Source organism: Thalassospira sp. CH_XMU1458, from assembly GCF_037027205.1.
In the GTDB taxonomy this organism is placed as follows: Bacteria; Pseudomonadota; Alphaproteobacteria; order Rhodospirillales; family Thalassospiraceae; genus Thalassospira; species Thalassospira tepidiphila.
Map to the genome: position 1 here is coordinate 594,887 of NZ_JAYMDW010000003.1, position 25,884 is coordinate 620,770.

At 55.4% G+C, this 25,884-nt stretch carries 24 protein-coding genes; 14 read left to right on the top strand and 10 right to left on the bottom strand.

From position 1 onward, the window contains the following. The first annotated feature begins 100 nt into the window (after positions 1 to 100). From WBY09_RS16755 to WBY09_RS16780, 6 genes are all read left to right on the top strand, one after another. Positions 101 to 1,777 carry an NAD+ synthase gene (locus WBY09_RS16755; protein ID WP_336233561.1) on the top strand — a complete coding sequence of 559 codons (1,677 nt, stop codon included), beginning with the start codon at positions 101 to 103 and terminating at the stop codon, positions 1,775 to 1,777. A 14-nt stretch (positions 1,778 to 1,791) separates the two neighbouring features. Further along, on the top strand, positions 1,792 to 3,144 hold the full coding sequence (gene gltX, locus WBY09_RS16760) for a glutamate--tRNA ligase (protein WP_336233349.1): 1,353 nt from the start codon (positions 1,792 to 1,794) through the stop codon (positions 3,142 to 3,144). Between the two features lie 67 nt (positions 3,145 to 3,211). After that, positions 3,212 to 4,588, top strand: coding sequence for a cysteine--tRNA ligase (gene cysS, locus WBY09_RS16765; RefSeq protein WP_336233350.1), 1,377 nt, complete (start codon positions 3,212 to 3,214; stop codon positions 4,586 to 4,588). A gap of 181 nt (positions 4,589 to 4,769) precedes the next feature. Then, on the top strand, positions 4,770 to 5,711 hold the full coding sequence (locus tag WBY09_RS16770; RefSeq protein WP_336233351.1) for an aldo/keto reductase: 942 nt from the start codon (positions 4,770 to 4,772) through the stop codon (positions 5,709 to 5,711). A gap of 25 nt (positions 5,712 to 5,736) precedes the next feature. After that, positions 5,737 to 6,453 carry a hypothetical protein gene (locus WBY09_RS16775; RefSeq protein WP_286791548.1) on the top strand — a complete coding sequence of 239 codons (717 nt, stop codon included), beginning with the start codon at positions 5,737 to 5,739 and terminating at the stop codon, positions 6,451 to 6,453. 167 nt (positions 6,454 to 6,620) lie between these two features. After that, positions 6,621 to 7,952 (top strand): MFS transporter, encoded by a 1,332-nt coding sequence (locus WBY09_RS16780; protein ID WP_336233352.1) that lies wholly within the window; start codon positions 6,621 to 6,623, stop codon positions 7,950 to 7,952. 15 nt (positions 7,953 to 7,967) lie between these two features. Here WBY09_RS16780 and WBY09_RS16785 read toward each other — a convergent pair whose 3' ends face one another. The 3 genes from WBY09_RS16785 to WBY09_RS16795 all read right to left on the bottom strand — a co-directional run bounded on the left by WBY09_RS16785 (position 7,968) and on the right by WBY09_RS16795 (position 9,844). After that, positions 7,968 to 8,624 (bottom strand): LysE family translocator, encoded by a 657-nt coding sequence (locus tag WBY09_RS16785; protein WP_336233354.1) that lies wholly within the window; start codon positions 8,622 to 8,624, stop codon positions 7,968 to 7,970. A gap of 121 nt (positions 8,625 to 8,745) precedes the next feature. Next, a complete protein-coding gene (locus WBY09_RS16790; protein WP_064782103.1) occupies positions 8,746 to 9,441 on the bottom strand; it encodes a DsbA family oxidoreductase in 696 nt (231 codons plus the stop codon). 154 nt (positions 9,442 to 9,595) lie between these two features. Then, positions 9,596 to 9,844 carry a hypothetical protein gene (locus WBY09_RS16795; protein WP_008891599.1) on the bottom strand — a complete coding sequence of 83 codons (249 nt, stop codon included), beginning with the start codon at positions 9,842 to 9,844 and terminating at the stop codon, positions 9,596 to 9,598. Between the two features lie 338 nt (positions 9,845 to 10,182). On the opposite strand from WBY09_RS16795, the gene cimA reads away from it, so the two are divergent. The 3 genes from cimA to rpsD all read left to right on the top strand — a co-directional run bounded on the left by cimA (position 10,183) and on the right by rpsD (position 13,654). Then, a complete protein-coding gene (gene cimA, locus WBY09_RS16800; protein WP_064788905.1) occupies positions 10,183 to 11,796 on the top strand; it encodes a citramalate synthase in 1,614 nt (537 codons plus the stop codon). Between the two features lie 192 nt (positions 11,797 to 11,988). Then, positions 11,989 to 12,771 (top strand): RNA methyltransferase, encoded by a 783-nt coding sequence (locus WBY09_RS16805; RefSeq protein WP_336233356.1) that lies wholly within the window; start codon positions 11,989 to 11,991, stop codon positions 12,769 to 12,771. A gap of 265 nt (positions 12,772 to 13,036) precedes the next feature. After that, a complete protein-coding gene (gene rpsD / locus WBY09_RS16810) occupies positions 13,037 to 13,654 on the top strand; it encodes a 30S ribosomal protein S4 (protein ID WP_063087428.1) in 618 nt (205 codons plus the stop codon). Positions 13,655 to 13,741: 87 nt separating this feature from the next. On the opposite strand, the gene WBY09_RS16815 is transcribed toward rpsD, so the two are convergent. The 4 genes from WBY09_RS16815 to WBY09_RS16830 all read right to left on the bottom strand — a co-directional run bounded on the left by WBY09_RS16815 (position 13,742) and on the right by WBY09_RS16830 (position 17,903). Beyond that, positions 13,742 to 15,952, bottom strand: coding sequence for a mechanosensitive ion channel family protein (locus WBY09_RS16815; RefSeq protein WP_336233357.1), 2,211 nt, complete (start codon positions 15,950 to 15,952; stop codon positions 13,742 to 13,744). A gap of 209 nt (positions 15,953 to 16,161) precedes the next feature. After that, positions 16,162 to 16,497 carry a Grx4 family monothiol glutaredoxin gene (grxD, locus tag WBY09_RS16820; protein ID WP_044827586.1) on the bottom strand — a complete coding sequence of 112 codons (336 nt, stop codon included), beginning with the start codon at positions 16,495 to 16,497 and terminating at the stop codon, positions 16,162 to 16,164. Between the two features lie 91 nt (positions 16,498 to 16,588). Next, positions 16,589 to 17,497, bottom strand: coding sequence for an EamA family transporter RarD (gene rarD / locus WBY09_RS16825; RefSeq protein WP_197146847.1), 909 nt, complete (start codon positions 17,495 to 17,497; stop codon positions 16,589 to 16,591). Between the two features lie 172 nt (positions 17,498 to 17,669). Then, on the bottom strand, positions 17,670 to 17,903 hold the full coding sequence (locus WBY09_RS16830) for a BolA family protein (protein ID WP_008891609.1): 234 nt from the start codon (positions 17,901 to 17,903) through the stop codon (positions 17,670 to 17,672). A 333-nt stretch (positions 17,904 to 18,236) separates the two neighbouring features. Between WBY09_RS16830 and WBY09_RS16835 the strand changes: the two genes are divergently transcribed. Both WBY09_RS16835 and WBY09_RS16840 read left to right on the top strand, forming a co-directional pair. Next, positions 18,237 to 18,731 (top strand): glyoxalase superfamily protein, encoded by a 495-nt coding sequence (locus WBY09_RS16835; protein ID WP_063087434.1) that lies wholly within the window; start codon positions 18,237 to 18,239, stop codon positions 18,729 to 18,731. A gap of 71 nt (positions 18,732 to 18,802) precedes the next feature. Continuing rightward, the gene (locus WBY09_RS16840; RefSeq protein WP_197146848.1) at positions 18,803 to 19,186 is read left to right on the top strand and encodes a GIY-YIG nuclease family protein; all 384 of its coding nucleotides are present in this window, start codon (positions 18,803 to 18,805) and stop codon (positions 19,184 to 19,186) included. Here the strand turns inward: WBY09_RS16840 and moaA are convergent. The 3 genes from moaA to WBY09_RS16855 form a co-directional block, all read right to left on the bottom strand. Next, positions 19,183 to 20,181, bottom strand: coding sequence for a GTP 3',8-cyclase MoaA (gene moaA / locus WBY09_RS16845; RefSeq protein WP_197146849.1), 999 nt, complete (start codon positions 20,179 to 20,181; stop codon positions 19,183 to 19,185). The two genes, WBY09_RS16840 and moaA, sit on opposite strands and share 4 nt — an antisense overlap. Positions 20,182 to 20,404: 223 nt before the next feature. Next, on the bottom strand, positions 20,405 to 21,217 hold the full coding sequence (locus tag WBY09_RS16850) for a hypothetical protein (protein ID WP_197146850.1): 813 nt from the start codon (positions 21,215 to 21,217) through the stop codon (positions 20,405 to 20,407). 155 nt (positions 21,218 to 21,372) lie between these two features. Continuing rightward, on the bottom strand, positions 21,373 to 21,558 hold the full coding sequence (locus WBY09_RS16855) for a DUF3553 domain-containing protein (RefSeq protein WP_008891614.1): 186 nt from the start codon (positions 21,556 to 21,558) through the stop codon (positions 21,373 to 21,375). A gap of 294 nt (positions 21,559 to 21,852) precedes the next feature. Between WBY09_RS16855 and WBY09_RS16860 the strand changes: the two genes are divergently transcribed. The 3 genes from WBY09_RS16860 (at position 21,853) to WBY09_RS16870 (ending at position 25,829) form a co-directional block, all read left to right on the top strand. Next, positions 21,853 to 22,458, top strand: coding sequence for a histidine phosphotransferase family protein (locus tag WBY09_RS16860; protein ID WP_063087440.1), 606 nt, complete (start codon positions 21,853 to 21,855; stop codon positions 22,456 to 22,458). A 142-nt stretch (positions 22,459 to 22,600) separates the two neighbouring features. After that, positions 22,601 to 25,306 (top strand): hybrid sensor histidine kinase/response regulator, encoded by a 2,706-nt coding sequence (locus tag WBY09_RS16865; protein WP_197146851.1) that lies wholly within the window; start codon positions 22,601 to 22,603, stop codon positions 25,304 to 25,306. A 16-nt stretch (positions 25,307 to 25,322) separates the two neighbouring features. After that, entirely contained in the window at positions 25,323 to 25,829 is a 507-nt protein-coding gene (locus WBY09_RS16870) for a chemotaxis protein CheW (RefSeq protein ID WP_008891617.1), read from the top strand. Positions 25,830 to 25,884 lie beyond the last annotated feature (55 nt).

Below are 25,884 nucleotides of genomic sequence, written 5' to 3' on the forward strand. Positions count from 1 at the left end.
TTTGCATTTCTGCCATGCAAGAATGGTGATCTTGTCTGAAACATGGGATATTGCGCATTCCGCAATTGACAGCGCGCAGGGGCGATCCTATTCCAACATCATGACAAAGAAGCTTGCCATTGCGATTGCCCAACTCAACCCGATTGTCGGTGATGTCACCGGGAACCGGGACAAGGTTGTGGCTGCCTGGGAAACTGCGGCCGATCAGGCTGCGGACGTGGTTCTGTATTCTGAACTGGTCCTGTCGGGCTATCCGCCCGAGGATCTGGTAATGAAGCCGGCCTTCATGCGCCATCTTCATGACGCGGTCGAATTCATCTGCGAACACACAGCCAAACGCAAAGATGGCCCGGCCTTGCTGTTGACCACGCCATGGGAAGTCGACGGCACGCGCCATAACGCGGTGTTGCTGATTGATCAGGGCAAGATCATTGATGTGCGCGCCAAGAATGATTTGCCGAATTATGGCGTGTTTGATGAAAAACGCGTCTTTGCCGCAGGTCCGATGCCGACCCCGATTTCATTCAAGGGCGTCAAGCTGGGTGTGCCGATCTGTGAAGATGTCTGGACGCCGAACGTCGTTGCCCATCTGGCGAACGCGGGGGCAGAAATCTTCCTCGTGCCGAACGGGTCACCGTTTGAAGCCGACAAGGATGATTTGCGCCGTAAGCTGATCGAGGATCGGGTGCGCGAAAGCGGCAAGCCGATGATTTATTGCAACGAAGTCGGCGGTCAGGATGAGCTGGTGTTTGACGGCGGATCTTTCGGCCTGAACGGCGACGGATCGCTTGCGGTTGCCCTGCCGGCCTTTGCCGAGGATGTGGTGCTGACCACCTGGCAACAGGATGAAAACGGTCAATGGCGTTGCACGGATGACGCGCCGAAGGTTGGCTATCCCACCGGGCTTGATGCGATCTATCAGGCGCTGGTTCTGGGCCTGCGCGATTACGTAAATAAAAACGGTTTCCCGGGTGTTGTGATCGGCATGTCGGGCGGGATCGACAGTGCGCTTTCGGCCGCGGTTGCCGTGGATGCGCTGGGCTCTGATCGCGTGCGTCTGGTGATGATGCCATCGCCCTATACCTCGGCCGAGAGCCTTGAGGATGCGGAGCTTTGCGCAGGCATGCTCAAGACCGGGATTGAAAGCATCAATATTGGCCCGGCCATGGCCGCGTTCGAACAGATGCTCGCCCCCGCCTTTGAAGGCCGGGATGCCGACATTACCGAAGAAAACATTCAGGCCCGTTCGCGCGGGATTATCCTGATGGGGCTTTCAAACAAGTTTGGCCACATGGTGCTGACCACCGGCAACAAGTCGGAAATGTCGGTTGGCTATGCCACGCTTTATGGCGATATGTGTGGTGGCTATTCGGTTCTGAAAGACCTTTATAAAACGACCGTGTTTAATCTGTGCTACTGGCGCAATGAGCACAAACCGGTTAGGGCAATCGGCCCGGATGGTATGGTGATCCCGGAACGGATTATCACCAAGCCGCCATCGGCCGAGCTTCGCCCGGATCAAAAAGACGAAGATAGTCTGCCGCCTTATGATGTTTTGGATGATATCCTGCATCAGATGATTGAAGGTGAGCGGTCTGTTCGCGATATCGTGGATAGCGGTCACGATGAGGCAACAGTACGCCGGGTCTGGCGGTTGCTGGATCGGGCGGAATATAAACGCCGCCAGGCACCCCCGGGGGTCAAGATCACCCCGCGTGCCTTTGGCCGTGACCGTCGCTATCCGATTACCAATGGTTTCACGAACCTTGTTACGTGATTGAAAAGTTTGAAATGACAAAACCTGTTCTGCGATTTGCCCCCAGCCCGACCGGGCTTCTTCACGTCGGTAACGCCCGTGTGGCGCTGATGAACTGGCTTTATGCCCGGAAATCAGGCGGGAAATTCATCTTGCGCTTTGACGATACCGACCCGGTGCGCTCCAAAGACGAATATGTCGATGCGATCCGTGAAGACCTTGCCTGGCTTGGCATCGACTGGGATCAGGAAGAACGTCAAAGCCTGCGTCAGGATAAATATGACGCGGCGATTGATGACCTGAAAAAGCGCGAATTGCTGTATCCGTGCTACGAAACTGAAGGCGAGCTCAACTGGAAACGCAAGGCGGCCCGCCAGCGTCACCAGCCGTTCATCTATGACCGCAAGGCATTGACGCTGTCTGATGAAGAAATTGCCGCCCTTGAGGCCGAAGGCCGCAAGCCGCATTGGCGTTTCCTTCTGACCGACGGCATGGTCGAATGGGATGACCTGACACGCGGGATTTGCTCGTTTGATACCGAACATGTGTCTGACCCGGTCCTGATCCGTGAAGATGGATCGTTGCTTTATATGCTGGGCTCGGTGGTGGATGACCTTGAAATGGGTGTTACCCACATCATTCGCGGCGAAGATCATGTGACCAATACCGTGTCGCAGATCCTGTTGTATCTCGCCCTTGGTGGGAAGCCGGGTGCGCTTGAATTTGCCCATATGCCGCTTTTGGCCGGGCCGGGTGGCTCGCAGCTTTCCAAACGTCTGGGCAGTCTTTCACTGCGTGAATTGCGCAATGACGGGTTTGAGGTCGAGGCGCTTGTTGGTCTTCTGACCGGCCTTGGTGCATCGGACAAGATCGAGCCGGCAAACCTCTCACAGGTGCTTGAGAAATTCGATCTGGATCATTATGGCCGTTCCACGCCGAAATTTGATCCGGCCGAACTGGCAAGCCTCAATGAAAAAGTCATTCATGAAATGTCGTTCGAGGCCGCCAAGCCAAAGCTTGAAGCCGCTGGCATGGCAGATGCCGACGAGATGTTCTGGAATGCGGTGCGCGGTAATTGCTGGCGCGTGGCAGAGGCGCTGGAATGGTGGGATGTGATCCACAAAAACGTCATTCCGGAAATTGATGCCGAGGATGCCGAGTTCCTCAAACAGGCCGCCGATATGCTGCCCGAAGGTGAACTTGATGGCACCAGCTGGAAAACCTGGACCACAGCACTTAAGGATGAAACCGGTCGCAAGGGCAAACAGCTTTTCATGCCGCTGCGCAAGGCGTTGACCGCGCGCGAACATGGTCCGGAAATGTCGACGATGCTGGTTTTGATCGGGTCTGAAAAGGCGCGTGACCGGTTGTGTGGGAAGGCGGTCTAAGCATCTGCTTTGATCGCCGGAAAATGTACGCATTTGACCCGATAACACAGCCAAACGGACGTTTGAAATGACCAAAACACTTCGCATCTTTGATACGCTCACCCGCGAAAAGCAAGTGTTCGCGCCGATTGATCCCGATCACGTGCGGCTTTATGTCTGCGGCCCGACGGTCTATGACTATGCCCATGTCGGTAATGCCCGCCCGGTGGTGGTGTTTGATACGCTGGTGCGCGTGCTGCGCCATATCTATCCCAAGGTAACCTATGTGCGGAATGTCACGGACGTTGATGACAAGATCAACGCGCGTGCCAAGGAAAGCGGTGAACCGATTTCCGAAATCACCAAACGCACCCATCAGGCCTATCTGGATGACATGGGCGCGCTGAATGCCGCCAAGCCCGATATCGAACCGCGTGCGACCGAACATATCGCTGAAATGATCGCCATGTGCGAAAGCCTGATCGAACAGGGCTTTGCCTATGCCGCCGAAGGCCATGTGTTGTTCTCGGTCGAGAAGTTTGATGACTATGGCAAGCTGTCGCGCCGTGACCGCAAGGAAATGATTGCTGGTGCCCGTGTTGAAGTGGCGCCGTACAAAAAAGACCCGGCGGATTTCGTTCTGTGGAAACCGTCGAGTGACGATATTCCGGGATGGGATAGCCCGTGGGGCCGTGGTCGTCCGGGCTGGCATATCGAATGCTCTGCCATGTCGACGCGTTATCTCGGTGAAAACTTTGATATCCATGGCGGTGGCTCGGATCTGGTGTTCCCGCACCACGAAAACGAACTGGCGCAAAGCTGCTGCGCCAACAAGGGTTCCAGCTACGCCAAATACTGGATGCATAACGGCCATCTGATGGTCGAAGGCGAAAAGATGTCCAAGTCATTGGGCAACTTCGTCACCGTGCATGAGCTGCTTGAAAAATGGCCGGGTGAAGCGATCCGTCTGGCGATGATGGGGACCCATTATCATCAGCCGATCAACTGGACCGAAGAAAACCTGCGTCAGGCCAAAGAGGCGCTTGATCGTTTCTATACCGCGCTTCGTCAGAGTGCCGATGTCACGCCGGAAACCATGCCGGTGCCACGTGCGGTACTTGATGCGCTGTGTGATGACCTCAATACGCCGCTTGCGATTTCGGAATTCCATAACCTTGTGACCAAGTTCAACAAGGCGGAAAAGAAGTTCGAACGTGCTGAGGCCAAGGGTGAAATCCTCGCCGCGGCCAAGCTTTTGGGCATTCTTGAAGCGGATCCCGAAGCCTGGTTCACCGGATCAGCTGATGAAGATGAGGCGGCCGAGATCGACGGGCTGATCGCCCAGCGTGCGGATGCCAAGAAGAACAAGGATTTCGCAACGGCGGACAAAATCCGTGATGACCTTCTGGCGCGCGGCATCATCCTTGAAGACTTCAAGGAAGGTACAAGCTGGAAGCGCGTTTAACGCAGATTGACAGTTTTTGACCAAAGGGCTGCAAACATCAGGTTTGCAGCCCTTTTTTCGTTTCGGGTGATATAGGTCTCTTGCCAGTTTACCAAAAGTTGCGTTCGGGCAGAATTCTGCCCAAATCTTGATGGATCATGTTTGACGATTGGTCCGAAGCAACGAAAAGGTGCTCTAAGCCATGTCTGAATTTGACCGCCGAGGGTTTCTGAAGGCTTCTGCCTCATTAGGCGCGCTTGGCCTGTTGGCGTCGGGTATGCCTGCGTGGGCGCAGGGAAGCTCCGATGCGCGCGCATTGGAAGTATTGCAAAAGCAAATCCCCTCAACCGGTGAAGAAATCCCCGCTGTCGGGCTCGGAAGCTGGATCACATTTAATGTCGGCCAAGACATTGAGCTGCGCAATCAGTGCGCGGATGTCATGTCGGCGTTTTTCGATGCCGGTGGGCGCATGATTGACAGTTCGCCGATGTATGGGTCTGCCCAGGATGTGATTGGCTACGGGCTTGATAAGCTTGGTGCGCGGGATCGTGTGTTTTCGACCGACAAGGTCTGGACCGCAGGCGATGGTGCCGAACAGATCGCAGAAACATCAGATCGCTGGAAGATCGAGCAGTTTGACCTTTTGCAGGTCCATAATCTTTTGGGCATCAATGAAAACCTGCCGCTTCTGTTCCGGATGAAGGATGAAGGGCAGTTGCGCCATGTCGGTGTGACGACTTCGCACGGGCGACGTACCGAAGACCTGATTGCGGTGATGAAGAACGAACGGCTTGATTTCGTGCAGGTGACCTATAACCCGATTGACCGCAAGGTTGAGGATTATCTTTTGCCATTGGCATATGATCGCGGCATAGCGGTGATTGTGAACCGGCCGTTTCGCGGCGGCAGCCTGACGGAGCGTCTGGAAGGTCAACCCTTGCCGGAATTTGCCGCCGAACTTGAAGTCAAAAGTTGGGCGCATCTGATTTTGAAATATCTGATCGCCCATCCGGCGGTGACGTGCCCGATCCCGGCCACAACCAAACCGGCCCATGCGGCGGAAAACATGGCGGCCGCAACCGGGCCATTGCCCGATGATAAAATGCGCGAACAGATCGCCGCCGTCATTGGCGTTCTGGTGTGATCAAGGCAATCGGGGGGCAGACAGCATGACTGAATGGTGGGATTACGGACTGGCGGATTTGTTGCTGTTTTCGCCGCGTGTCTATTACCGGCTGTTTGAAACCATGAACACCACCTGGTGGCTGGTGGTTGCCAGTGCGCTGATTGCCGGGGTGATTGCATCGGGTCTTGCCCTGCGTCACGGTTTTCGCGGCAACCGGGTTATTCTGGTGTTGTTGGCACTGGTCTGGGCCTGGTCGGGCTATGGCTTCCTTTGGCAATATTATCAGCCGATCAATTGGGCAGTACCCTATCTGCTGCCGGCCTTTGCCCTGCAGGTGGTTTTGTTTGCCATCTTTGCCGCGCGTCCGTTGCCGCTTCGTTTTGGCTGGCGTGGGGATCTGTCCTGCTATGTCGGGGCGTCTCTGGTTGCCTTTGCGCTGATTGTCTATCCGTTTATTGGCCTGATTGAAGGGCGCGACTTGGTGCAGGCCGAAATTTTCGGCAGTGCCGCCGATCCAACAGCGCTTGGCACGTTGGGTTTTGTGCTGCTGTCGCGCGGGACCTGGCGGTGGGTTTTGTTGCCGGTTCCCCTGGCGTGGTGCGTGATATCGGCAGGTACGCTTTGGGTGATGGATCAGTATGTCGCGTATTTGATGCTAGCCGCCGTCTGGGTGACTGTTTTTTGCGGCTGGCTTGATCTTAAAAACGGGGTCACCACCAAACGCCTGACCGAGGCAGAGATCAGAGACCCGGCTGCTTAGCCCAAAAAATCCCCTTCATACCGAAAAAAGTCTGGAAACTGAATGTGATCAGTGGTTTCGTACTTTTCGCTGAGACTTGTCATTTGTCTGAACCAACACGACATCAGACCAAGGCGCGCTGAGCTCACAGACAGTCCGGTAATCCCCAAAGTGCGAAAGGGCGATTCATGATCCAGGTTTTAACCAGTGTCTGGGCACTTCTTATTGGAGTTGTCCTGATCATGCTGGGCAATGGCATGCATTTCACCCTGATCGGTTTGCGTGGCGGGATTGAGGGTTTTTCCTCTGCTGAACTGGCGATTGTCACATCGGGTTACTTTGCCGGTTTCCTGTCTGGCGCACGCATCACACCGCGCATGATCAAGCGGGTTGGCCATGTGCGCGTCTTTGCCGCACTCGGAAGCTTTACCTCGGCTGGGTTGATTGCCTTTCCGCTGATTGCAGAGCCATGGGCATGGACGGCGTTGCGCGTAATCTTGGGCTTTTGCATGTCGGGGATTTATGTGACGGCGGAAAGCTGGCTTAACGATGCCTCGACCAACGAAACCCGGGGCAAGGTTCTGTCAGCTTATATGATTGCGCAGACCCTTGGCATTATCGGCGCGCAGGGGCTTTTGACGCTTGGCGATGCCGCGAACTCGGCCCTGTTTATTGTTGCGTCCATTCTGGTCTCGATTTCCTTTGCGCCGATCCTGCTGTCGGCCTCGTCCGTGCCAGTGACCGAGGCGGCGCGTCCGATGGGGCTTAAGGAACTGTTTGCCGGATCGCCGCTCAGCACCGTGGGAATCTTCCTGCTGGGCTGTGTGTATGCCACGCAGACCGGTATGGCGGCGGTTTATGGCACCCAGATTGAAATGACGACCGTGCAGATCGCGACCTTTGTGGCGATGCTGTTTGCCGGTGCGTTGGTGTTTCAATATCCGATTGGCTGGTTGTCGGACCGCATGGATCGCCGCAAGCTGATTTTTGGTGCGGCGGCAGTTGCCATGTCAGCCTGCATGCTTGGCTGGCTTTCGGGTAACCAGCTGGTCTTTATGATGTGTGCAGCCTTTGTCGCAGGCGGCATGACAACGCCGCTTTATGCGCTGTTTCTGGCCTACACCAATGATTTCCTGTCACTCGAAGAAATGCCGGCGGCATCAGGTGGTCTGGTCCTGACCTTCGGGGTGGGCGCAATTCTTGGTCCGTTGATTGCCGGTTGGTCGATGGAACATCTTGGTCCGCAGTCGTTCTGGCTGGTGCTTGCCGGGACGTTTGCGGTGATTGCGCTTTATGCGCTTTATCGCATGACGCGCCGTGAAGCCCTGCCGGTTGAAGAAACCGAAAGCTATGTCAGCGTTCTGCCGACGGCATCCCCCATGGCGGTTGAAACCGCCGGGGTTTGGGCAGCTGAGCAGGCCGAGGCCGCCGCAGAAGAAGCTGCTGCCGAGGAAGCTGCTGCTGAAGAGGCCGAAGCAGAAAAGGCCGGGGCTTCTGAAGACAAGAAGCCCAAGGCATAGCCTTTCCCTGACAGCTTAGCGGTTGAACAACAACCGCAGCCCAACGGCGGCAAAGAACACACCAAGCAACCCGTTGATCCATCCGGCGCCCCGGCGATAAATCGAAATCGCCGGGGCGGTGGAAAAGGCGGTGGCATACAGCAAATGAATGCTGGTTGAAATCAGACCACAGCCAATCACAATCGCAGCCCCGACCCAAAGCGGGGCGCCTTCGTGAAACCCGATTGAAATGATGGCAATCCAGGTCAGGATGGCCTTCGGATTGGTCAGGTGAAGTCCCAATCCGCGAAAGTAATACCCGCGTCCGGATATCTTTCGGGCATCAACGGCGTCGGCGATATCTGATGTGGTGGGTGGTTTGCGAAATGCGGTGCGAAACGCCCGATAGGACATCCAAAGTAAATAAAGCCCGCCAAAAATCCGGATGGCCGTCATCGCATCGGCATAAGTCGCAAGGACGGCGGACAGCCCCGTCAGGGTCAGAAGACCGATCGAAAACGATCCGGTTCCAATGCCAAGGGCAAAATGTTGCCCGGCACGGCGGCCCTGATCAAGCGACACGCCCATCAAGCCCAAAAGGGCAGGACCGGGGCTAATCAGGCCGACAAGCAGGGCTGCATAAGACAGCAATATTCCGGGCAGATATTGCCCAAATTCGGCAAGGCTGATCATGGGGCGTTTCCTTGTGTGGTGGCAAGATCAGCCTAGATCGGTATTTGAGTTCTGTCGAGGGCCACGAAAAAGCCCGATCCAATGGACCGGGCTTTGTTCATCTGTCTGCACTGGCGTCTAATCAGGCGTCGTTTTGCGCTTCGGCAAGGATTTCATCACCCTGACGCGCGATTTCCGAAAGGGCCTGTTCGAACACTTCTGGCGGGTGGCCGCCGGAAATGGCGAATTTGCCATTGACCACATAGGTCGGTACCGAACTGATGCCGGCATCGCCAAATTCGTCTTCCTCGGCGCGGACTTCCTTGGCGAATTCGTCGCTGGCAAGGATTTCGGCGGCGCGTTCCGGTGAAAGACCAACTTCCTCGACCGCGCGTTTCAAAACACCATGGTCGGCGGTGTTGTCACCGCCCTGGAAGTAGGCGGCAAACAGATTGAGTTTCAGCGCGGTCTGCTGGCCGTATTCGCCTTCCTTGCCCGCCCAGTACAAAAGGCGGTGGGCGTCAAAGGTGTTATAGATGCGCGCATCTGACCCGAAATGGATCGGGAAGCCGACATTTTCGCCCATCATGGTGATGCGGGCGCGGTTATCGGCACTTTGATCGGCGGTCAGGCCGTATTTTTCGCTGATATGTTCCGAAAGGTCCTGGCCCTCGGGCGGCATATCGCGGTTCAATTCGAACGGGTGCCAGCGCAGGGTGACGTCAATTTCACCGTCCAGACGGCTGATGGCATCTTCAAGGTTCTTGTAACCGATGATGCACCACGGACAGACAACGTCCGAAACAATGTCGATCTGCATGGGAATGGCTTTGGTCATTGGATTAGGCTTGCCTTGGATTATGTAACGTTGTGCTACCCCAACACATAATCGACATGGCGTCAAACGCAAGGAAAAGCCGGGTTGGACGCCTATTTGAGGGTCGATTTATTAGTTGTATCTGATTTTGCGGGCGTGGTTACCCGTCTGATCATCAGGATGATTGCCGCCGGGCGTTATCAACCATGTATTCGGCAAATGTTTCAAGGATTGGGCAAGACCAGTCCGCACGGGTCAGTTCCCCGTCCCGTTCCCAGTCGCCATACCAACGTTCATCAATGTCACGGAATATGATGTAGCGGGCAAAACGGTCTGATGCAGTCCAGCAATTGCGACCGGTACGTTCCCACGTCAGGCCGGCAAGCATCATGATATCAACGCTGGTGGGGGCGTCATTTGCCATTTTTATTGTCCTTGGACGTCGCGCGATCATTAGCTTTGTTCTACATGTGCAGGGATTTGATCAAGCGTACTACAACCTAGGATAAAGGTAATCATCGCATAGTGGTGGTTGCAACCATTCAAGGGGACAGGTCAGCTATCCTAAAGATGGGTAATTTGTTGAAATAGAGCAGAAATTGTCGTCGGGATGGCAATTTGAGTAATGCTGTTGCGCTGCTGTCTGTTTTGCGGCAATTTGCCAGACCCGCAAAAGACATGAAATCATGAGCCTTGCGAACAGAATAGCGGCGGCCAAAAAACGGCCGCGGCACCCGAGACGATCGATCAGTTGGAATGAAAATGTCAGACAAGCGCGTCTATCTCTATGACAGTACCTTGCGCGATGGGCAGCAGACCCAGGGCGTGGATTTTTCGGCCGCGGACAAGACCGCGATTGCCAAGGCGCTGGACGAACTGTCGATTGACTATATTGAAGGCGGCTGGCCGGGGGCGAACCCGACCGATGATGCATTCTTTGCCAACCCGCCCAAACTCAAGAATTCCAAGCTGACCGCCTTTGGCATGACCCGCCGTGCCGGCCGTTCGGCGTCAAACGATCCGGGGCTGACCAGCTTGGCACAGAATGCGCCGATCGTTTGCATGGTCGGCAAAAGCTGGGATTTTCAGGTGACCGAGGCACTCGGGATCGAGCTTGATGAAAATCTGGCGATGATTTCGGATTCAATTGCCCATCTGAAGACCAAGGTTTCCGAAGTCATGTTCGATGCCGAACATTTCTTTGATGGTTACAAGGCCAACCGGGACTATGCGCTTGCCGCGATCAAGTCGGCCTATGAGGCCGGGGCGCGCTGGGTCGTTTTGTGTGACACCAATGGCGGCACGCTGCCCGACGAGATTTTTGACATTGTCACCGATGTCTGCAGCCAGATCCCCGGCAGCCATGTGGGTATTCATTGCCACAATGATACGGAAAATGCGGTTGCGAACTCTTTGGCCGCCGTACGTGCCGGTGCGCGGCAAGTACAAGGCACGCTGAATGGCTTGGGTGAGCGGTGTGGTAATGCCAACCTGATTTCGATCATTCCGACGCTGATGCTGAAAATGGGGTATGACGTTGGCATTTCCCATGACCAGCTGACCCATTTGCGTCGCATTTCGCACATCCTTGATGAGAGGCTTAACCGTGAACCGCTGCGTCAGGCGGCCTATGTCGGCGACAGTGCCTTTGCCCACAAGGGCGGCTTGCATGTCTCAGCGGTTGAAAAGAACCCGACCTGTTACGAACATATTGAACCGCATCTGGTTGGCAACCAGCGCCATATCCTTGTTTCCGATCAGGCGGGCAGGTCCAACATTCTGGCGCGTTTCCGCGAGATTGGCGTTGAAGTTGATCCCAAATCCGAGGCGGTTGGCAAACTGGTTGAAACCGTCAAGCGCCGTGAGTTTGACGGTTATGCCTATGACGGGGCCGAGGCCAGCTTTGAATTGCTGGCGCGCAAGGCCATGGGCGAGCTTGATCGGTATTTCCGGGTGACGTCGTTCCGTGTGATTGATGAACGCCGCTGGGTTGATGAACAGGACGAGCAAGTCATCACCATGTCGGAAGCCACCGTCAAGGTCGTGGTCGGCGATGATCAGTTCATGTCAGTCGCCGAGGGCAACGGCCCGGTCAACGCCCTTGATGCGGCCCTTCGTAAGGTCCTTTTGACCGTGCCGGAATACCGCGATGCGGTCGAACAGATCGAACTGATCGACTATAAGGTCCGCATCATAACCCGCGGCGATGGTACGCGTGCGGTGACCCGCGTCATGATCGAAAGCCGGGATGCCGAAGGCAATAATTGGGCAACGGTGGGCGTTTCAACCAACATTATCGAGGCGTCCTATAACGCGCTTCGCGATTCCATCACCTATAAACTGTTCAAGTCGGGCGTGCGCAGTCAGCACGCGTGATGCTGTGATCGGATATCCGTCAAATACATGCAGCCGGGCCATATCAAGGTCCGGCTGTTTTCGTTTCAATCCGGAGGCTTAAATCTGGAGACTGGCGCGAACGGTTGGCTTTTGCTAAGTAAGCGCCAATATGGACGGGGACGCCCGAAAAATAGCTTCTATGCCTTCCTTTGACGACCGGAGAATACCGCGATGAGCGAGCCCATCGGCAGTGCCAAGCCTGAAACAGGCGGGATTGCCAATCCGCCCGTAATCATTCTGATTGAGCCGCAGCTTGGCGATAATATCGGCAAGGCCGCGCGCGCGATGCTCAATTGTGGTCTGGTGGATTTGCGTTTGGTGCGGCCGCGAGATGGCTGGCCGAATGAACGGGCAACCGCCAATGCATCGGGTGCCGATATCGTCATCGACAACACCAAGGTGTTTGAGCACGAAGAAGATGCGCTGGCCGATCTGAACCGTGTTTACGTCACCACCGCGCGCACCCGTGATGCCATCAAGCCGGTCTTTACCCCCAAGGGGCTGGCACCGGAAATGCGCGCTGTGATCGGGCGTGGAGAAAAGGTCGGCGTGATGTTTGGCCCGGAACGCACCGGCGTTCGCAACGAACATATTGCGATGGGTGATGCGGTGGTGACTGTGCCGCTTAATCCCGGTTTTACGTCGCTTAACCTGGCCCAGGCGGTTCTTTTGATCGGCTATGAATGGTGGCAGGCGGGCGTTGATGTGCCCGATTATCAATTGATGATGGCCGATACCTTCCCGGCGACCAAGGATGATATGGAACGCCTGTTCCTTCATCTTGAAAGCGAACTTGATGAGTCGGGTTTCTTTCGGGTGGCGGAAAAGCGCCCCGGCATGGCGCGCAATATTCGCAACATCTTTAACCGCGCCAATCTGACCCATCAGGAAGTCCAGACGCTGCGCGGGATGATTGTTGCCATGCGCGGCGGCAAGCACAAGCCAAAGGACTGATTTTCCACCCGATTGCCAAGTGCGGTGCAGGTGGGGTGCTATTCAAGCGGAACTCGGCAGAAATGCAGGGCTTCCATGCGGGATGGCGGGCGCGATTAATGTTTGACTCTTGATCAATCATCTCTATATTGCGCCTCACTTCCGAGAAAGTGGGTCGAAACATGTGGTTTCGTCCCCGTTCTGCGTGTCTGGGCCGCATGTCCGGTTTCAGACGGTTGGAAACTATCGGGACAATAAGTGATCTTTAAAAAAAGAGAGTTACAAAATGTCGAAACGTATTGCTGCAAAGCATAAGATTGACCGCCGCCTTGGTGTGAACCTTTGGGGCCGTGCAAAATCGCCGCTGAACAAGCGCGAATATGCACCGGGCATGCACGGCGCAACCCGCCGTAAGAAGCCGACCGACTATGGTACCCAGCTGTTTGCGAAACAGCAGCTCAAAGGCTACTACGGCTCGATCTCTGAAAAACAGTTCCTGCGCTACTACAAAGAAGCATCCCGTCGTCCGGGTGATACCTCCGAAACCCTCGTTGGTATTCTTGAGCAGCGCCTTGATGCGGTTATCTACCGCATGAAATTCGTTCCGACCGTGTTTGCTGCACGTCAGTTCGTGAACCACGGCCACATTCTTGTTAACGGCAAGAAAGTAACCATTCCGTCCTACCTGGTACAGGAAGGTGACGTTGTCGAAGTGAAACCTGCTTCGCGCGAAATCCCGATGGTTATGGAAGCTGCCAACCTGAACGAACGTGACGTTCCGGAATATCTCGACGTTGACGCGAAGGCCTTCAAAGGTACCTTCGTTCGCGTTCCGAAATTCGCAGAAATTCCGTACCCGGTTCAGATGCAGCCGAACCTGGTCATCGAATTCTACTCGCGTTAATCCTTACGGATTTCGCGACGAACCGATACGAAGACGCCCGCTGGAAACAGCGGGCGTTTTTGTTTGTCTGCGTTTTGCAAAACGTCCTCAGGTGGGCGGTTTGTTCAGTTGCTCGGACGCCTGTTGGGCGGCGGCGGCAACTGCTTCCTGTTTTTGTTCAGGTGTTGCATCGGGCGGCACATCGACCTTGACGTTGCGCGAGGCCATCTGGATGCCGTTTTCCTTGAACATGGCGAGAACCCGTTGATAGACGGTTTTGCGGATGGTGAATTGTTCGCCGGGTTTTGATGTGTATTTCAGCCCGATCACCATGTTGAATTCTTCCATCCGGCGTACGCCCTGGGATTTCAGCGGTTCGATGAAGCTGTCGCCAATCAGCGGATCTTCCAGAAGTTCTGCCGCCAGTTTCTTGACCAGTTTCTTGATCTTGTTGACGTCAGTTTCAAACGGCACACGGAATTCGAGTTTGACGATCACCCAATCGCGGCTGTGGTTGACGATGGATTTGATCTCGCCAAACGGGACGGTCTGAAGCGGGCCCCGGTGATGGCGCAATTGCATGGACCGGATGGAGATATTTTCGACCCGGCCGCGCAGATTGTCGACTTCGATATATTCGCCAAGCCGAAATGCATCATCAAGCAGGAAGAACACACCGGCGACTACGTCGCGCACCAGTGCCTGACTGCCAAAGCCAAGGGCAAGGCCGACAACACCGGCACCGGCAATCAGCGGTCCGATATCAACGCCCAATGATGACAGGGTCACCATCGCGACCATGATGACAATCACGGTCAGCGCAAAGTTTTTCAAAAGCGGCAAAAGGGTTTCGACCCGCGAAAGCCCGGTGCCCCCGCCTTCATCGCCGGCATTGCCCGTTGCTGATGCGCTCATGCGTTCATCAAGGAACGTCTTGATCAGCGACCAGATCAGATCGGCGATCAAAAGGATCATGATGATTTCGGTCGAGCTATCAATGATCCGGGCAATGATCCCGGCATCATCGGCCTGAGCCAACCGGTCAAAGCCCCAGATGCGCCAGATACTTGCCAGCACAAACACCAGAGCCAGAAGCCGCACGCCGCGTTTAAGCACCTTGGTAAAAACAGGGGCCTTGGGCTTTACCGGTTCAAACACTTCGTCATGTTCATGGGCGGCCGCCTCTGCCCGGGCATTGTGTTCGGCGGCTTCCTGTTCGGCGACTTGCAGTTTCTTGCGATGCTGGCTTTCTATGATGTTGCGAAACACAGCGTCGAACAAGCAGGCAAGCCCGATGGCAAGCAGTGCCTTAAGGATGCGTTCGGCCCCAATGATTGCAACCCCACCCACCAGAATGAACCAGCCACAGACAATCATCGGCCACAGACGGGCAATCGATGTTGGCAGGGCCATTTTCTCGACCTCGGCACTTGCCGCATGGCTGGCAAAGAACCGGCCAATTGAAAGTGTGACCGCGCAAAAGGCGACGACTGAAATCACCACGGCTGCATCAAACAGGATGATATCGCCCGCAACCATGGTCGGTGCGGCACCAAACACATTGGCCAAGGCAAAGGCAAACAATGATATCCCCGCCGCCCAGGTCAGGCGTTTGGTCAGCACGGTGGCGGCCTTCGGGTCGACATTGATCATGCGAAGGCCCTCGGCCTTGGGTGCAAACAGGAATTGCAACACGATGATCAGGACACGCAGGGCAAAGAACGCCATCAGAAGCGACATCACGGCCGATTTCATGATGGGCGGCCAGTCAAACATCATAAACGCGCCAAGCGATCCTATGGCAAAGACAAGCAGCGAAAACAGCGAAAGCACACAAAGCCCAACCATGTGTTTGAGGCGTTCCGAAAACTTCCGGGGGCTTTGCGATTCAAGATAGGCGCATGCCGGTGCCGAGAGACGGCGATAAATCACCTCGGCTGCGATACCGACACCAACGAAAATGACGGTAAACAGCAAAATGCGCATCAGGCCGGTCTGGCCAAAATCGGTCGACAGCAAGGCCCGTGTGGCATCGAGTTCTGCGGGAAAGGCATCAAGGCCGGAGATGGTTTCGGCAATGCGGGCCTGGGTGCGGGTGACACCTTCTTCAAGGAAGCCATAATAGCTGAAGGTTTCGGCAATCACGCCGTCTTCGGGAAGTTCTGTGGCGGGTTCTGTTCCGTCTTCTGAGCCGCCCTCTGAGCCACTTAGGGCGGTAACGGCCGCCATCTGTGCTGCTGTGGGCGGGATGGGCAAGGCAAACCAGATTGCAAACAGCCAGATCGCAAAACATGCCATTGTTTTGATTGCCGGTTTCATGCCTGTGACTTCCCCTGTGGCGCAAATTTCAGCATGCCCTAAAGATGGGGAATAGCGGACAAACCATCAAGAAATAGTTTTGTCGCAGGCGGGATATGATCGCATTTGGCGAGTTCGGCGATGGTCCGGGCACAAAAAACGCGCTGGCAGGAAACCTGCGCAGCGCGTTTTGAATGGGGTCAGGTTTTATGCCTTGTTGTCTTGTTGCCTTAGGCGGCAACGGCAACGCCCTTGTCTTTAAGGTGCTGGGACAGCTCGCCGCTGGCGGCCATTTCACGCACGATGTCGCAACCACCAAGGAACTCGCCCTTGACGTAAAGCTGCGGAATGGTCGGCCAGTTGGAGAAGTCCTTGATGCCCTGACGGATTGCCGGGTCGACCAGAACGTTGATATCCTTGAACTGAACGCCAAGCTCGGCCAGGACCTGAACAACAGCGGCAGAGAAGCCGCACTGCGGGAACATTGCGGTACCCTTCATGAACAGGACGACGTCATTGTCATTGACGTCTTTCTGGATGCGTTCGAATACCGGATTGTCGGTCATGATGATTGTCCTTGGCTTGGGGGCCCTGTTCGGGCCGCGAATTCAGGTTAAACTTTTATGGGCGAAGATATGGCTGGAACCTGCGGTTCTGTCAACTCTTGGCGCGATTTTGCCGCGCGGTACGCAGGTTATCCCAGGTAAAAATTCCCAAGCCGAACCACACCAGCGCATAGGTGATCATGTGGGCCTCGGTAAAGATCTCGCCGAAAATCAGAACCGCGACAAAGAACTGGATGGTCGGATTGAGATATTGCATCAATCCAAGGGCCGAGAATTTCATGTTGCGCGCGGCAAAGGCAAACAACACCAGCGGGGCTGTCGTGCAAACCCCAAGCCCGATCAAAAGCGCATCTTCGACCCGTCCGATATGCCCAAACGTCATATCACCCTGATAGGTCAGCCAGCCAAGATACCCCAAGGCAAACGGGGTCAGAAGAATACATTCAACAAAAAGTCCGGCGATCGGGTCGGCCGGGACGAATTTGCGAATCACACCGTAAAAGCCAAACAAGGTCGAAAGCCCGACGGCAACCCAGGGCATATTGCCATAAAAAACCAGAAGGTTCAGAACCCCGGCCGCACAGATCAAAACGGAAATGATCTGAATGCGGTTGAGTTTTTCGGCAAAGAAAATGCGGCCAAGGATCAGCATGATCAGCGGCATGATGTAATAGCCAAGGCTTGCTTCCAGGGCGTGCGCATTATTGACCGCCCAGATGTAAAGCAACCAGTTCCCCGCGACCAGAAGGCTTGAAAGAAACAAAAGTCCGACGGTGCGTGCTGATGAAATCAGCTCAAGCAGCTTCTTGCGCCGACCCAGAACAAACACCAGCAGAAGTGTGAGAAGTGCTGACCACACAATGCGGTGCGACAGGATTTCAAGCGGGGTGGCAAAGGCGACCTGTTTGAAATACAGGCCGAAAAACCCCCAGAAGATGAAGGCGCCAAGCCCGGCGAGGGGGCCGGGGCCGATCAGTGCCGGTTTTTCTTTAGAAGACATAATTTCAAGCCGTGGTCAGTGAATGGGGCTGTGACCGGCCGCTTAAGTCTTCGGACCAGCTCAGTTCGATCGGAAAGGCAACAGGGGCCGAAGGCAAACGGCCCCTGAGTTTGGTCTGGCGAAGCGGTTCGTGGTGGCGAGGTGCTCTGCCAAAGCTTTATCTTGGATGACCTTATTCCGGTGCAGAAGTCTGCAGGGCCAGCGCATGCAGATCGCCGCCCATTTTGCCCTTAAGGGCGGAATAGACCATCTGGTGCTGAACCACGCGGGTTTTGCCGCGGAACTGCTCGGAGACGACAATCGCTGCATAATGATCGCCATCGCCGCGCAAATCCTCGATGCGGACCTGTGCATCGGGAAGGGCTTCCTTGATCATGCTTTCGATTTCATAGGCTTCCATGGCCATGGCGCATATTCCTTATGGTTGATCGGCGCATATTCGGGACCGCCGATATGACGTGTTTTCACTGGTATATGTTGTTGTCACGGGGGCTGTCAATTTTTGAGAAAGGCGCGCCATTCGCCGATGTCAGGCGATAACCACGCAATATCAGGCAATGCGAAAACCTTGTTTTTGGGCCGAGATTGGGCTAACACGCTTTTTACGGGGTGCGCACCCCTGCCGTCCGCAAGGTATATGCCTTTGGTAAAGTGCGTGGAACGAAATTTTCGGACCCGTTTCCCGATCAGGATACGGCCCGGCAATGCGGACCCCCGGCCTCCTGCGTGGAGACGATTTATGACTTCCAATACGCTCAATATCAGCCGTGCCGACATTGAAACGGACGCGACCGAGCAATTCAAGGCACAGGCCAAACGCCTGCGCAAAGCCTTGGCCGCGCGTGATGTCTCGATCTCGCATACCGGTTCGCTCGAACTGCTGGCACAAAGCCACGGTTTTCGTGACTGGAACACCGCCGTTGCCATGGCACGGCGCAATATCCCGACCAGTGTGTCTGATCTTGGTATCGGCAAACGTTTTGCCGGCTCCTACCTTGGTCATGCCGTCACCGGCCTGATCCGAAGCGTTACGGCGACCCCGACACCGGGCGTGTTTCGCGTCGAAGTGCATCTCGACGAACCGGTCGATGTCGTGGAATCAAAACGCTTTAGCGGCTTTCGCCAACGCATTGGCGCACGGATCAACGAACATTGCGAACCGGTCCTGACCAACGGCATGGCTGGCCCCGGACTTTCTATTGATCTGTTGCTGCGAGAGTCCCCGGACGCGTGAGCACGTTCTTCCCAGAGATCAATGACCAAACCCTCCGGCAGCTTCCCAAAGTTGCCGGAGCTTACGTTCTGGTGATCGAACTTACAGCTGACCTGACGCTTCAAAATAAACGCTTCACAGGCATCACCCTTGCCAAAGGCACCTACCTCTATTGCGGCTCCGCCAATGGCCCCGGCGGCATTGCCGCGCGCGTCAAGCGCCACTGCAAGGCGACCAAGAAACCCCATTGGCATGTCGATGAACTGACCTCAAACGGGGCCGGGCGGGTTGTGTCGGTGTTGGTGGTGCCGGGTGGGAATGAGTGTGAACTGCGTGCTGGATTACAGGACCAAAGCTCACCCGTGCCAGTGCCGGGATTTGGCAGCAGCGATTGCACCAAATGCGCGTCACATCTGATCAGTACAGGCGTTGGGAATCATTTGATGATTCTGAGAAGTCTTGCCGGGGCTGCTTAGCCCCCGGTCATACTCATATGGCGCCCGACAGCCGGTTTCTGGCCTTTGCGGTCGATGACAAAATCATGGCCCTTGGGTTTGAGGTCCATGGCGGCATCCAGCATTTGATCAAGGGCGCGCGGGTCGCCGGTGCGAAGGGCGGCACGCAGATCAACGTGGTCTTCCTGCCCCAGGCACATGTAAAGCGTACCGGTGCAGGTCACGCGCACGCGGTTGCAACCTTCGCAGAAATTATGGGTCAGCGGCGTGATGAAGCCAAGACGCCCGCCGGTTTCAGCCACGGTGGTATAGCGGGCCGGGCCCGGTGTGACATATTCGGACGGGATCAGGGTGTATTCCTGCTCCAACCTTTCGCGCACAGCAGTCAACGGCAGGTATTGGTCGGTCCGGTCACCATCAATGTCGCCGAGCGGCATGGTTTCGATCAGGCAAAGATCAAAGCCCTCCTTACCGCACCAGGCGACAAGGCGTGACATTTCGTCTTCGTTGAAGTTACGCAATGCGACCGTGTTGATCTTGATCGAAATGCCGGCCTGTTTGGCGGCCTCAAGCCCGGCCAGCACCTGTTCAAGGCGGCCACGGCGGGTGATTTCGGTGAATTTCTGGGAATCCAGACTATCAAGCGAGATGTTAAGGCGCTTCACACCCAGGCGCGCCAGATCATCGGCATAGGTGGCCAACTGGCTGCCATTGGTGGTCATGGTCAGTTCATCGAGCGCGCCGGTTTTAAGATGGCGTGACAGATTGGTGATCAGATCCATGATGCCACGACGGACCAGCGGTTCGCCGCCGGTCAGGCGCAATTTACGCACGCCACGCGTAATGAAAGCCGTGCACAGCTGATCAAGTTCTTCAAGCGAAAGAACATCGGATTTTGGCAGGAATGTCATGTTTTCCGCCATGCAATAGGTGCAGCGGAAATCGCAGCGATCGGTTACCGAAACGCGCAGGTAAGAGACATGTCTGCCATATTTGTCGATCAGCGGTTTGGTCATGGTGGCGTTTCAACGGTGTTGTTGAGTTTCCGGGCTTTTCGCAATCGTTGTGAGGCGACTGTGGCACAGCAGACGGGGTTTTGACCAGTCTGTTTCGATCTGTGGTGTTCACCTTTCCGTCAGGTGAAAACGATATGAGCCGCGATCCGATAACAGATCGCAGCTCATATATTCGTTCGTTGAGGGGTAACCGTCAGGTAACGGGTGCCCAAAAGGTCGACCATCACTTTGATAATTTGGCGACGTCGTCATCAATGCATTTGACCACTTCGCGCAGGGTGGCGACATTTTCGCGGCCCATCCGCGCGACCAGTTCGGCGGAATGTTCCGGCACGGCAAGCGTTTTGCGCACATCGGCAAACAGCGCATCAAGCAGTCGGATGCAATGGGTTTCGGTGAATTCCCAACGTTCTTCGCCGTGGACCATGTTGTCATTGACGAGCTGGATCAGCCATTTCTTGCGGTGTTCATAGTTGCTGAAATGCAGCGCCATGCGGGCAAACACCAGATTGATCCGCGACCGGACTTCCGGGGTTTTCGCCAGATGATCCCAGTATTCGGAAGGATTGCGCAATTCGTCATCATCATTGGCGTGGGCTTCGATGATTTCGTGAATTTCACGATCGATTTCCTGAAGCATGTCCATGCCGACCATCATGCGGATGACCTTGAAGAAAGGCTGCAGGATGGTGCGTGACAGGGCACCGTGTTCGGTATCGCCGGCTGCGTTGCCTTCAAGCAGATGATCAAAGCGCGAGACCAGCAGACGTCCGAACGGATCGTGGCGCAGGGCTGCATGTTCGCGGGTCTTGATCGCTTCGAGGTCGCTTTCAAGGATCGCCCATGCATTGTCGAACAGATCTTCGTTGTCGCGCAGGCTATTGAGCGATTTCAGGATCTGTTCTTCGGTAACGGAACCGCCATGGTCGCGGGCAACATGCACAAGACCCTGGGCAAATTGTTCCAGCACGGTAAAGGCCGCGACGTGGTGGCGCTGTTTAAAGCTGTCACGCGGTGGTTTATTGGCTGCGATCATGGGCTTCGAAACCTTCTTAAGACTGTTGTGCTCGTGTCAGGTTCATCTATCGAGTGTATGATAGAGTCCATCTTTATGGTGAATTGATTAACAATTCGATCCGAGCAATCCATGTGCCAAGCGTCGCCTTCAAGGACCGGTTGCAGGAAGGGCGCTTATTCGTAGCCCGCCGCGGCTTCGACAATTTCCAGAACGACATAGCGCTGGCGGATGATCTGGCGACCGGCCTCTTCGAAATTGACAGCGATTCGATCTCCGTCAACGGCCTGAATGCGGCCCAGTCCCCAGTCCGGTTGATTGGGATGACGCACGATGGCGCCTGGCGTCAGCAAGAAATCCATTGGGTGCTCTGTATCCTGTGTTGCTGGCTTCAATATAGGTCGTTTGCCGAGGTCGCGCAATTTGCGGCTGCGTGTTGCGGGCCGGATATCGGGTCCGATATCGCAAAGCGGCAAAATTTGCCGGGTCGGAAAAGCCTGATTTTCGAGCGTGCTAAATAAGCTCTTAATATATCGGCGGCAATCTTGTGGCTTCTGCGAGTGACCTGTTCGCTCAGAACGGACCATTCGGGAAGCGCATTGTGTCTTGGGGCATGATGTTGTGACGATACGCAAAGACCTTGGAGAGCCCGCGCTATGGAAGAGGATGCCACCCTTGAACTGACCTTGATCGAACTGATCAGTTCGCGGATCTGTCATGATCTTGTCGGTCCGGTCGGGGCGGTCAATGCCGGGGCAGAACTGATGGGGGAAGACGGGGTTAGCGACGATGAGGCGCTGGCACTCATGCGCAAAAGCGGTCTTGAGGCCGCACGTCGTTTGCAACTGTTCCGGTTGGCCTTCGGGCGTGCGGGCAGCAGTGCCGATACCGCCGCGATGCGTGAAGCGGCAAAACAGACCTATGCGGCCGAAGGGAAGGTCGCACTTGATTGGCCGGATCTTCCGATTGATCCATCTCACGGGCGAATCGTATTGAACATGGTTATGCTTGCCCGTGAAGCTTTGCCGTTCGGTGGAACGCTTTCGGTTATGCGCGACTCCGGTAAAGTAACGGTTCTGGGCGAAGGCAAACGCGCGGCCTTGCGCCCTGAAATCATGAATGTATTGGAAAAAGAAGTTTCTACTGATGCACTCGATCCGCGCAATGTTCAGGCGTTTTTCTTGCGGAAACTGGCTAAACTCGGGGGTGGAGTGCTTTCGGTCTTGCAACAGGACGGAAATATTGCATTGATCTATGGATAAAAATTTGACCGGCAGGTCTGGTAATGGCGTGCAATAGCTTCTACCTAAGATACCAAAGTATAGTACGTTTGCGCCATTTGGCGCTTTAATGGGAGTTCCAGTTCCGACAAGCTATTGATTGTTGGAGATTTGGAGGGGGTATATGGACGATCTTTTAAGTGAATTTCTGACCGAGACTTCTGAAAGCCTGTCGACGCTTGACGTCGAACTGGTGAAGCTGGAACAGAACCCGAATGATCCGGACATCTTGTCCAATATTTTCCGCTTGGTTCACACCATTAAGGGCACTTGCGGCTTCCTTGGCCTGCCGCGCCTTGAGGCTGTTGCCCACGCTGGCGAGAACGTACTCGGTAAAATCCGTGACGGCGAACTGGTGGTGACACCTGATGCCGTGACGCTTGTTCTTGAGTCGATCGACACCATTAAGTATCTGCTGGGGGAGCTCGAACAGAACGAAGCCGAGCCGGACGGAAATGATGCTGACCTTATCGGTCGTCTGAACCACTTTGCCGATACCGGTCAAATTCCGGGTGGTGCGCCGGCTGCTGCAGCAGCCCCGGCAGCAGAGGAAGCCGAAGAAGAAGTTCCGATGACGGATGACGAAAAACTGCAGGCTGCTTTTGACGCCGCAGAATACGATCCCGATTTCGAAGTTCCTGACGAACCGGCTGCGGCCGCTGAGCCGGAGCCGGAAGCACCGGCAAAACCGGCTGCTCCGCCCGCAGCCGCAAAATCCCAGGAAGTTGCGCCGGCCAAAAAGGCTGCCGAAAAGCCAAAGGCAGAGGCACCGCGCGCAGAAGCCAAGGAAAGCTCGGTTGCAGCCCAGACCATTCGTGTGAATGTCGAGCTGCTTGAAAACCTGATGACACTGGTTTCAGAACTTGTCCTGACCCGTAACCAGCTTTTGCAGATGGTTCGCGGCAAGGATGACAGTGAATTCACCGTGCCGTTGCAGCGCCTGTCGCACATCACGACCGACCTTCAGGAAGGTGTGATGAAGACCCGTATGCAGCCGATCGGCAACGCATGGGCAAAACTGCCGCGTATCGTTCGCGACCTTGCCCTTGAGATGAACAAGAAAATCGATCTGCAAATGATCGGTGCCGACACCGAACTGGACCGCCAGGTTCTTGAACTGATCAAGGACCCGCTGACCCACATGGTGCGTAACTCTGCCGACCATGGTCTGGAAGATATTCCGGGCCGCCGCGATGCGGGCAAGCCTGAAACCGGTACGGTCACGCTGAACGCGTATCACGAAGGTGGTCACATCATCATCGAGATTTCCGATGATGGTCGTGGTCTGAACCTTGAGCGGATTAAGGCGAAGGCGATTGCCAACGGTCTTGCGACCGAAAGCGAGCTTGAAGGCATGGGTGAACAGCAGATCCAGCAGTTCATCTTCAAAGCCGGCTTCTCGACCGCGGAAAAAGTGACTTCGGTTTCCGGTCGTGGTGTGGGTATGGACGTTGTGCGTACCAACATCGAAAAGATCGGTGGTACGGTCGAACTGAAATCGGTCGAAGGCCGTGGGTCGACCTTCATCATCAAGATCCCGCTGACGCTGGCGATTGTGTCGGCCCTGATCGTGGAGAGTGGCGGCGAACGCTTTGCCATTCCGCAGATCAGCGTTCTGGAACTTGTTCGTGCATCGAACAATTCCGAACATTCCATCGAACGCATTCATGATACGCCGGTCCTGCGCCTGCGTAACCGTCTGCTGCCGCTGGTCACGCTCAAGAAAATTCTTGGTCTTGATACCACCCAGGAAAGCGACGATGCGGTTGATGAAGAAGCATTCATCGTGGTTGCACAGGTTGGTACCTATTCGTTCGGTATCATCGTTGACCGCGTGTTCGACACCGAGGAAATCGTTGTTAAACCGGTGGCCCCGATCCTGCGCGATCTGTCGCTGTTCTCGGGTAATACCATCCTTGGCGACGGTAGCGTGATCATGATCCTTGATCCGAACGGCATTGCAACCCGCACCGGCGAAATCACCGTTGGTGGCTCGCAAGGTGTCGAAGGCAAGGCCAAGGCCGATGCATCGGATCGCGAAACCACATCCATGCTGGTCTTCCGGGCCGGTGGCAGCGAAGTGCGTGCGGTTCCGCTGGCGCTTGTTGCCCGTCTTGAAGAAATCGATGTCGAGAATATCGAACATTCGAATGGCCGTCCGCTGGTCCAGTACCGCGGCAAGCTCATGCCTCTTGTCTTTATCGACGGTAGCTACCAGATGAAGTCAGAAGGCCGTCAGCCGACCCTTGTGTTCCAGGATCGTGAACGCACCATGGGTCTGGTTGTCGACGAGATCGTCGATATTGTTGATGACGTTCTGAATGTTGAACTGACCGCGGATCAGGATGGTCTGGTTGGTTCGGCCGTGATTGACGGCAAGGCGACCGATCTTATTGATGCTGGTTACTATCTTGAACTGGCCTTCAGCGACTGGTTCGGCACCGAGGATAACGGCGGCGAGAAGAAGCGTGTTCTTCTGATCGATGACAGCCCGTTCTTCCGTAACCTGCTGACGCCGATGCTGTCGGTTGCCGGTTTCAATGTTACTGCGGTCGAAAATGCAGAACAGGCCATGGACCTTAAAAACCGTGGTGTTCTGTTTGACGCGATCATCAGTGATATCGAAATGCCGGGCATGAACGGCTTTGAATTTGCCGAAGCGCTTCAGGATGATGCAGAATGGGGTGAAATTCCGATCATTGCCCTGTCTTCGCACACCAAAGAGGAAGACTTCGAACGCGGTCGTCAGGTCGGTTTCAGCGACTATGTGGCCAAATTTGATCGCGATGCGCTTGTCTCGACCCTGATCCAGACACTGAGCAGCATGTAAGCGGGAGAACAGTCCTATGAGCGATAAAAACGCACTCGTCCCGAGCCAGGAAAAAGGCGGCGCCCTTGAACTTGGTGGTGACAGCCAGGATTTCGTGACCGCGAATATTGGCAAGCAGCTTTTCGGTATCCCTGTCCTGACCGTTCAGGATGTCTTGGGGCCGCAACGCATTACCCGTATCCCGCTTTCACCGCCGGAAGTGGCCGGATCGTTGAACCTTCGTGGTCGTATCGTGACCGCGATTGATGTCCGCAAACGTCTTGGTCTGCGTGACCGCGAAGACGATGAGCCGGGCATGAGCATCGTTGTCGATGAAGGTGGCGAGCTTTACAGCCTGATGGTCGATCAGGTTGGAGAGGTTCTGAGCGTTCCGAAAAAGGCGTTCGAACAGAACCCGGCAACGCTTGATCCGCGCTGGCGCGAATTTTCGGACGGTATTTTCCGTCTCGACAAGAAGCTGCTGGTGATTCTCGACGTGACCCGTCTGCTTGATTTCACGTCTTCGATCAAGCAAGCTGGTTAACCTGATTTCCCATGCCGGGCACGCAATGTGCCCGGTTCCTGCCATTGTGGCTTAA

Excerpts from the sequence above, each read along its gene's own strand:
- WBY09_RS16755 (WP_336233561.1), top strand. The coding sequence starts at position 101 with ATGACAAAGAAGCTTGCCATTGCGATTGCCCAACTCAACCCGATTGTC.
- gltX (WP_336233349.1), top strand. The coding sequence starts at position 1,792 with ATGACAAAACCTGTTCTGCGATTTGCCCCCAGCCCGACCGGGCTTCTT.
- cysS (WP_336233350.1), top strand. The coding sequence starts at position 3,212 with ATGACCAAAACACTTCGCATCTTTGATACGCTCACCCGCGAAAAGCAA.
- WBY09_RS16770 (WP_336233351.1), top strand. The coding sequence starts at position 4,770 with ATGTCTGAATTTGACCGCCGAGGGTTTCTGAAGGCTTCTGCCTCATTA.
- WBY09_RS16775 (WP_286791548.1), top strand. The coding sequence starts at position 5,737 with ATGACTGAATGGTGGGATTACGGACTGGCGGATTTGTTGCTGTTTTCG.
- WBY09_RS16780 (WP_336233352.1), top strand. The coding sequence starts at position 6,621 with ATGATCCAGGTTTTAACCAGTGTCTGGGCACTTCTTATTGGAGTTGTC.
- WBY09_RS16785 (WP_336233354.1), bottom strand. The coding sequence starts at position 8,624 with ATGATCAGCCTTGCCGAATTTGGGCAATATCTGCCCGGAATATTGCTG.
- WBY09_RS16790 (WP_064782103.1), bottom strand. The coding sequence starts at position 9,441 with ATGACCAAAGCCATTCCCATGCAGATCGACATTGTTTCGGACGTTGTC.
- WBY09_RS16795 (WP_008891599.1), bottom strand. The coding sequence starts at position 9,844 with ATGGCAAATGACGCCCCCACCAGCGTTGATATCATGATGCTTGCCGGC.
- cimA (WP_064788905.1), top strand. The coding sequence starts at position 10,183 with ATGTCAGACAAGCGCGTCTATCTCTATGACAGTACCTTGCGCGATGGG.
- WBY09_RS16805 (WP_336233356.1), top strand. The coding sequence starts at position 11,989 with ATGAGCGAGCCCATCGGCAGTGCCAAGCCTGAAACAGGCGGGATTGCC.
- rpsD (WP_063087428.1), top strand. The coding sequence starts at position 13,037 with ATGTCGAAACGTATTGCTGCAAAGCATAAGATTGACCGCCGCCTTGGT.
- WBY09_RS16815 (WP_336233357.1), bottom strand. The coding sequence starts at position 15,952 with ATGAAACCGGCAATCAAAACAATGGCATGTTTTGCGATCTGGCTGTTT.
- grxD (WP_044827586.1), bottom strand. The coding sequence starts at position 16,497 with ATGACCGACAATCCGGTATTCGAACGCATCCAGAAAGACGTCAATGAC.
- rarD (WP_197146847.1), bottom strand. The coding sequence starts at position 17,497 with ATGTCTTCTAAAGAAAAACCGGCACTGATCGGCCCCGGCCCCCTCGCC.
- WBY09_RS16830 (WP_008891609.1), bottom strand. The coding sequence starts at position 17,903 with ATGGCCATGGAAGCCTATGAAATCGAAAGCATGATCAAGGAAGCCCTT.
- WBY09_RS16835 (WP_063087434.1), top strand. The coding sequence starts at position 18,237 with ATGACTTCCAATACGCTCAATATCAGCCGTGCCGACATTGAAACGGAC.
- moaA (WP_197146849.1), bottom strand. The coding sequence starts at position 20,181 with ATGACCAAACCGCTGATCGACAAATATGGCAGACATGTCTCTTACCTG.
- WBY09_RS16850 (WP_197146850.1), bottom strand. The coding sequence starts at position 21,217 with ATGATCGCAGCCAATAAACCACCGCGTGACAGCTTTAAACAGCGCCAC.
- WBY09_RS16855 (WP_008891614.1), bottom strand. The coding sequence starts at position 21,558 with ATGGATTTCTTGCTGACGCCAGGCGCCATCGTGCGTCATCCCAATCAA.
- WBY09_RS16860 (WP_063087440.1), top strand. The coding sequence starts at position 21,853 with ATGGAAGAGGATGCCACCCTTGAACTGACCTTGATCGAACTGATCAGT.
- WBY09_RS16865 (WP_197146851.1), top strand. The coding sequence starts at position 22,601 with ATGGACGATCTTTTAAGTGAATTTCTGACCGAGACTTCTGAAAGCCTG.
- WBY09_RS16870 (WP_008891617.1), top strand. The coding sequence starts at position 25,323 with ATGAGCGATAAAAACGCACTCGTCCCGAGCCAGGAAAAAGGCGGCGCC.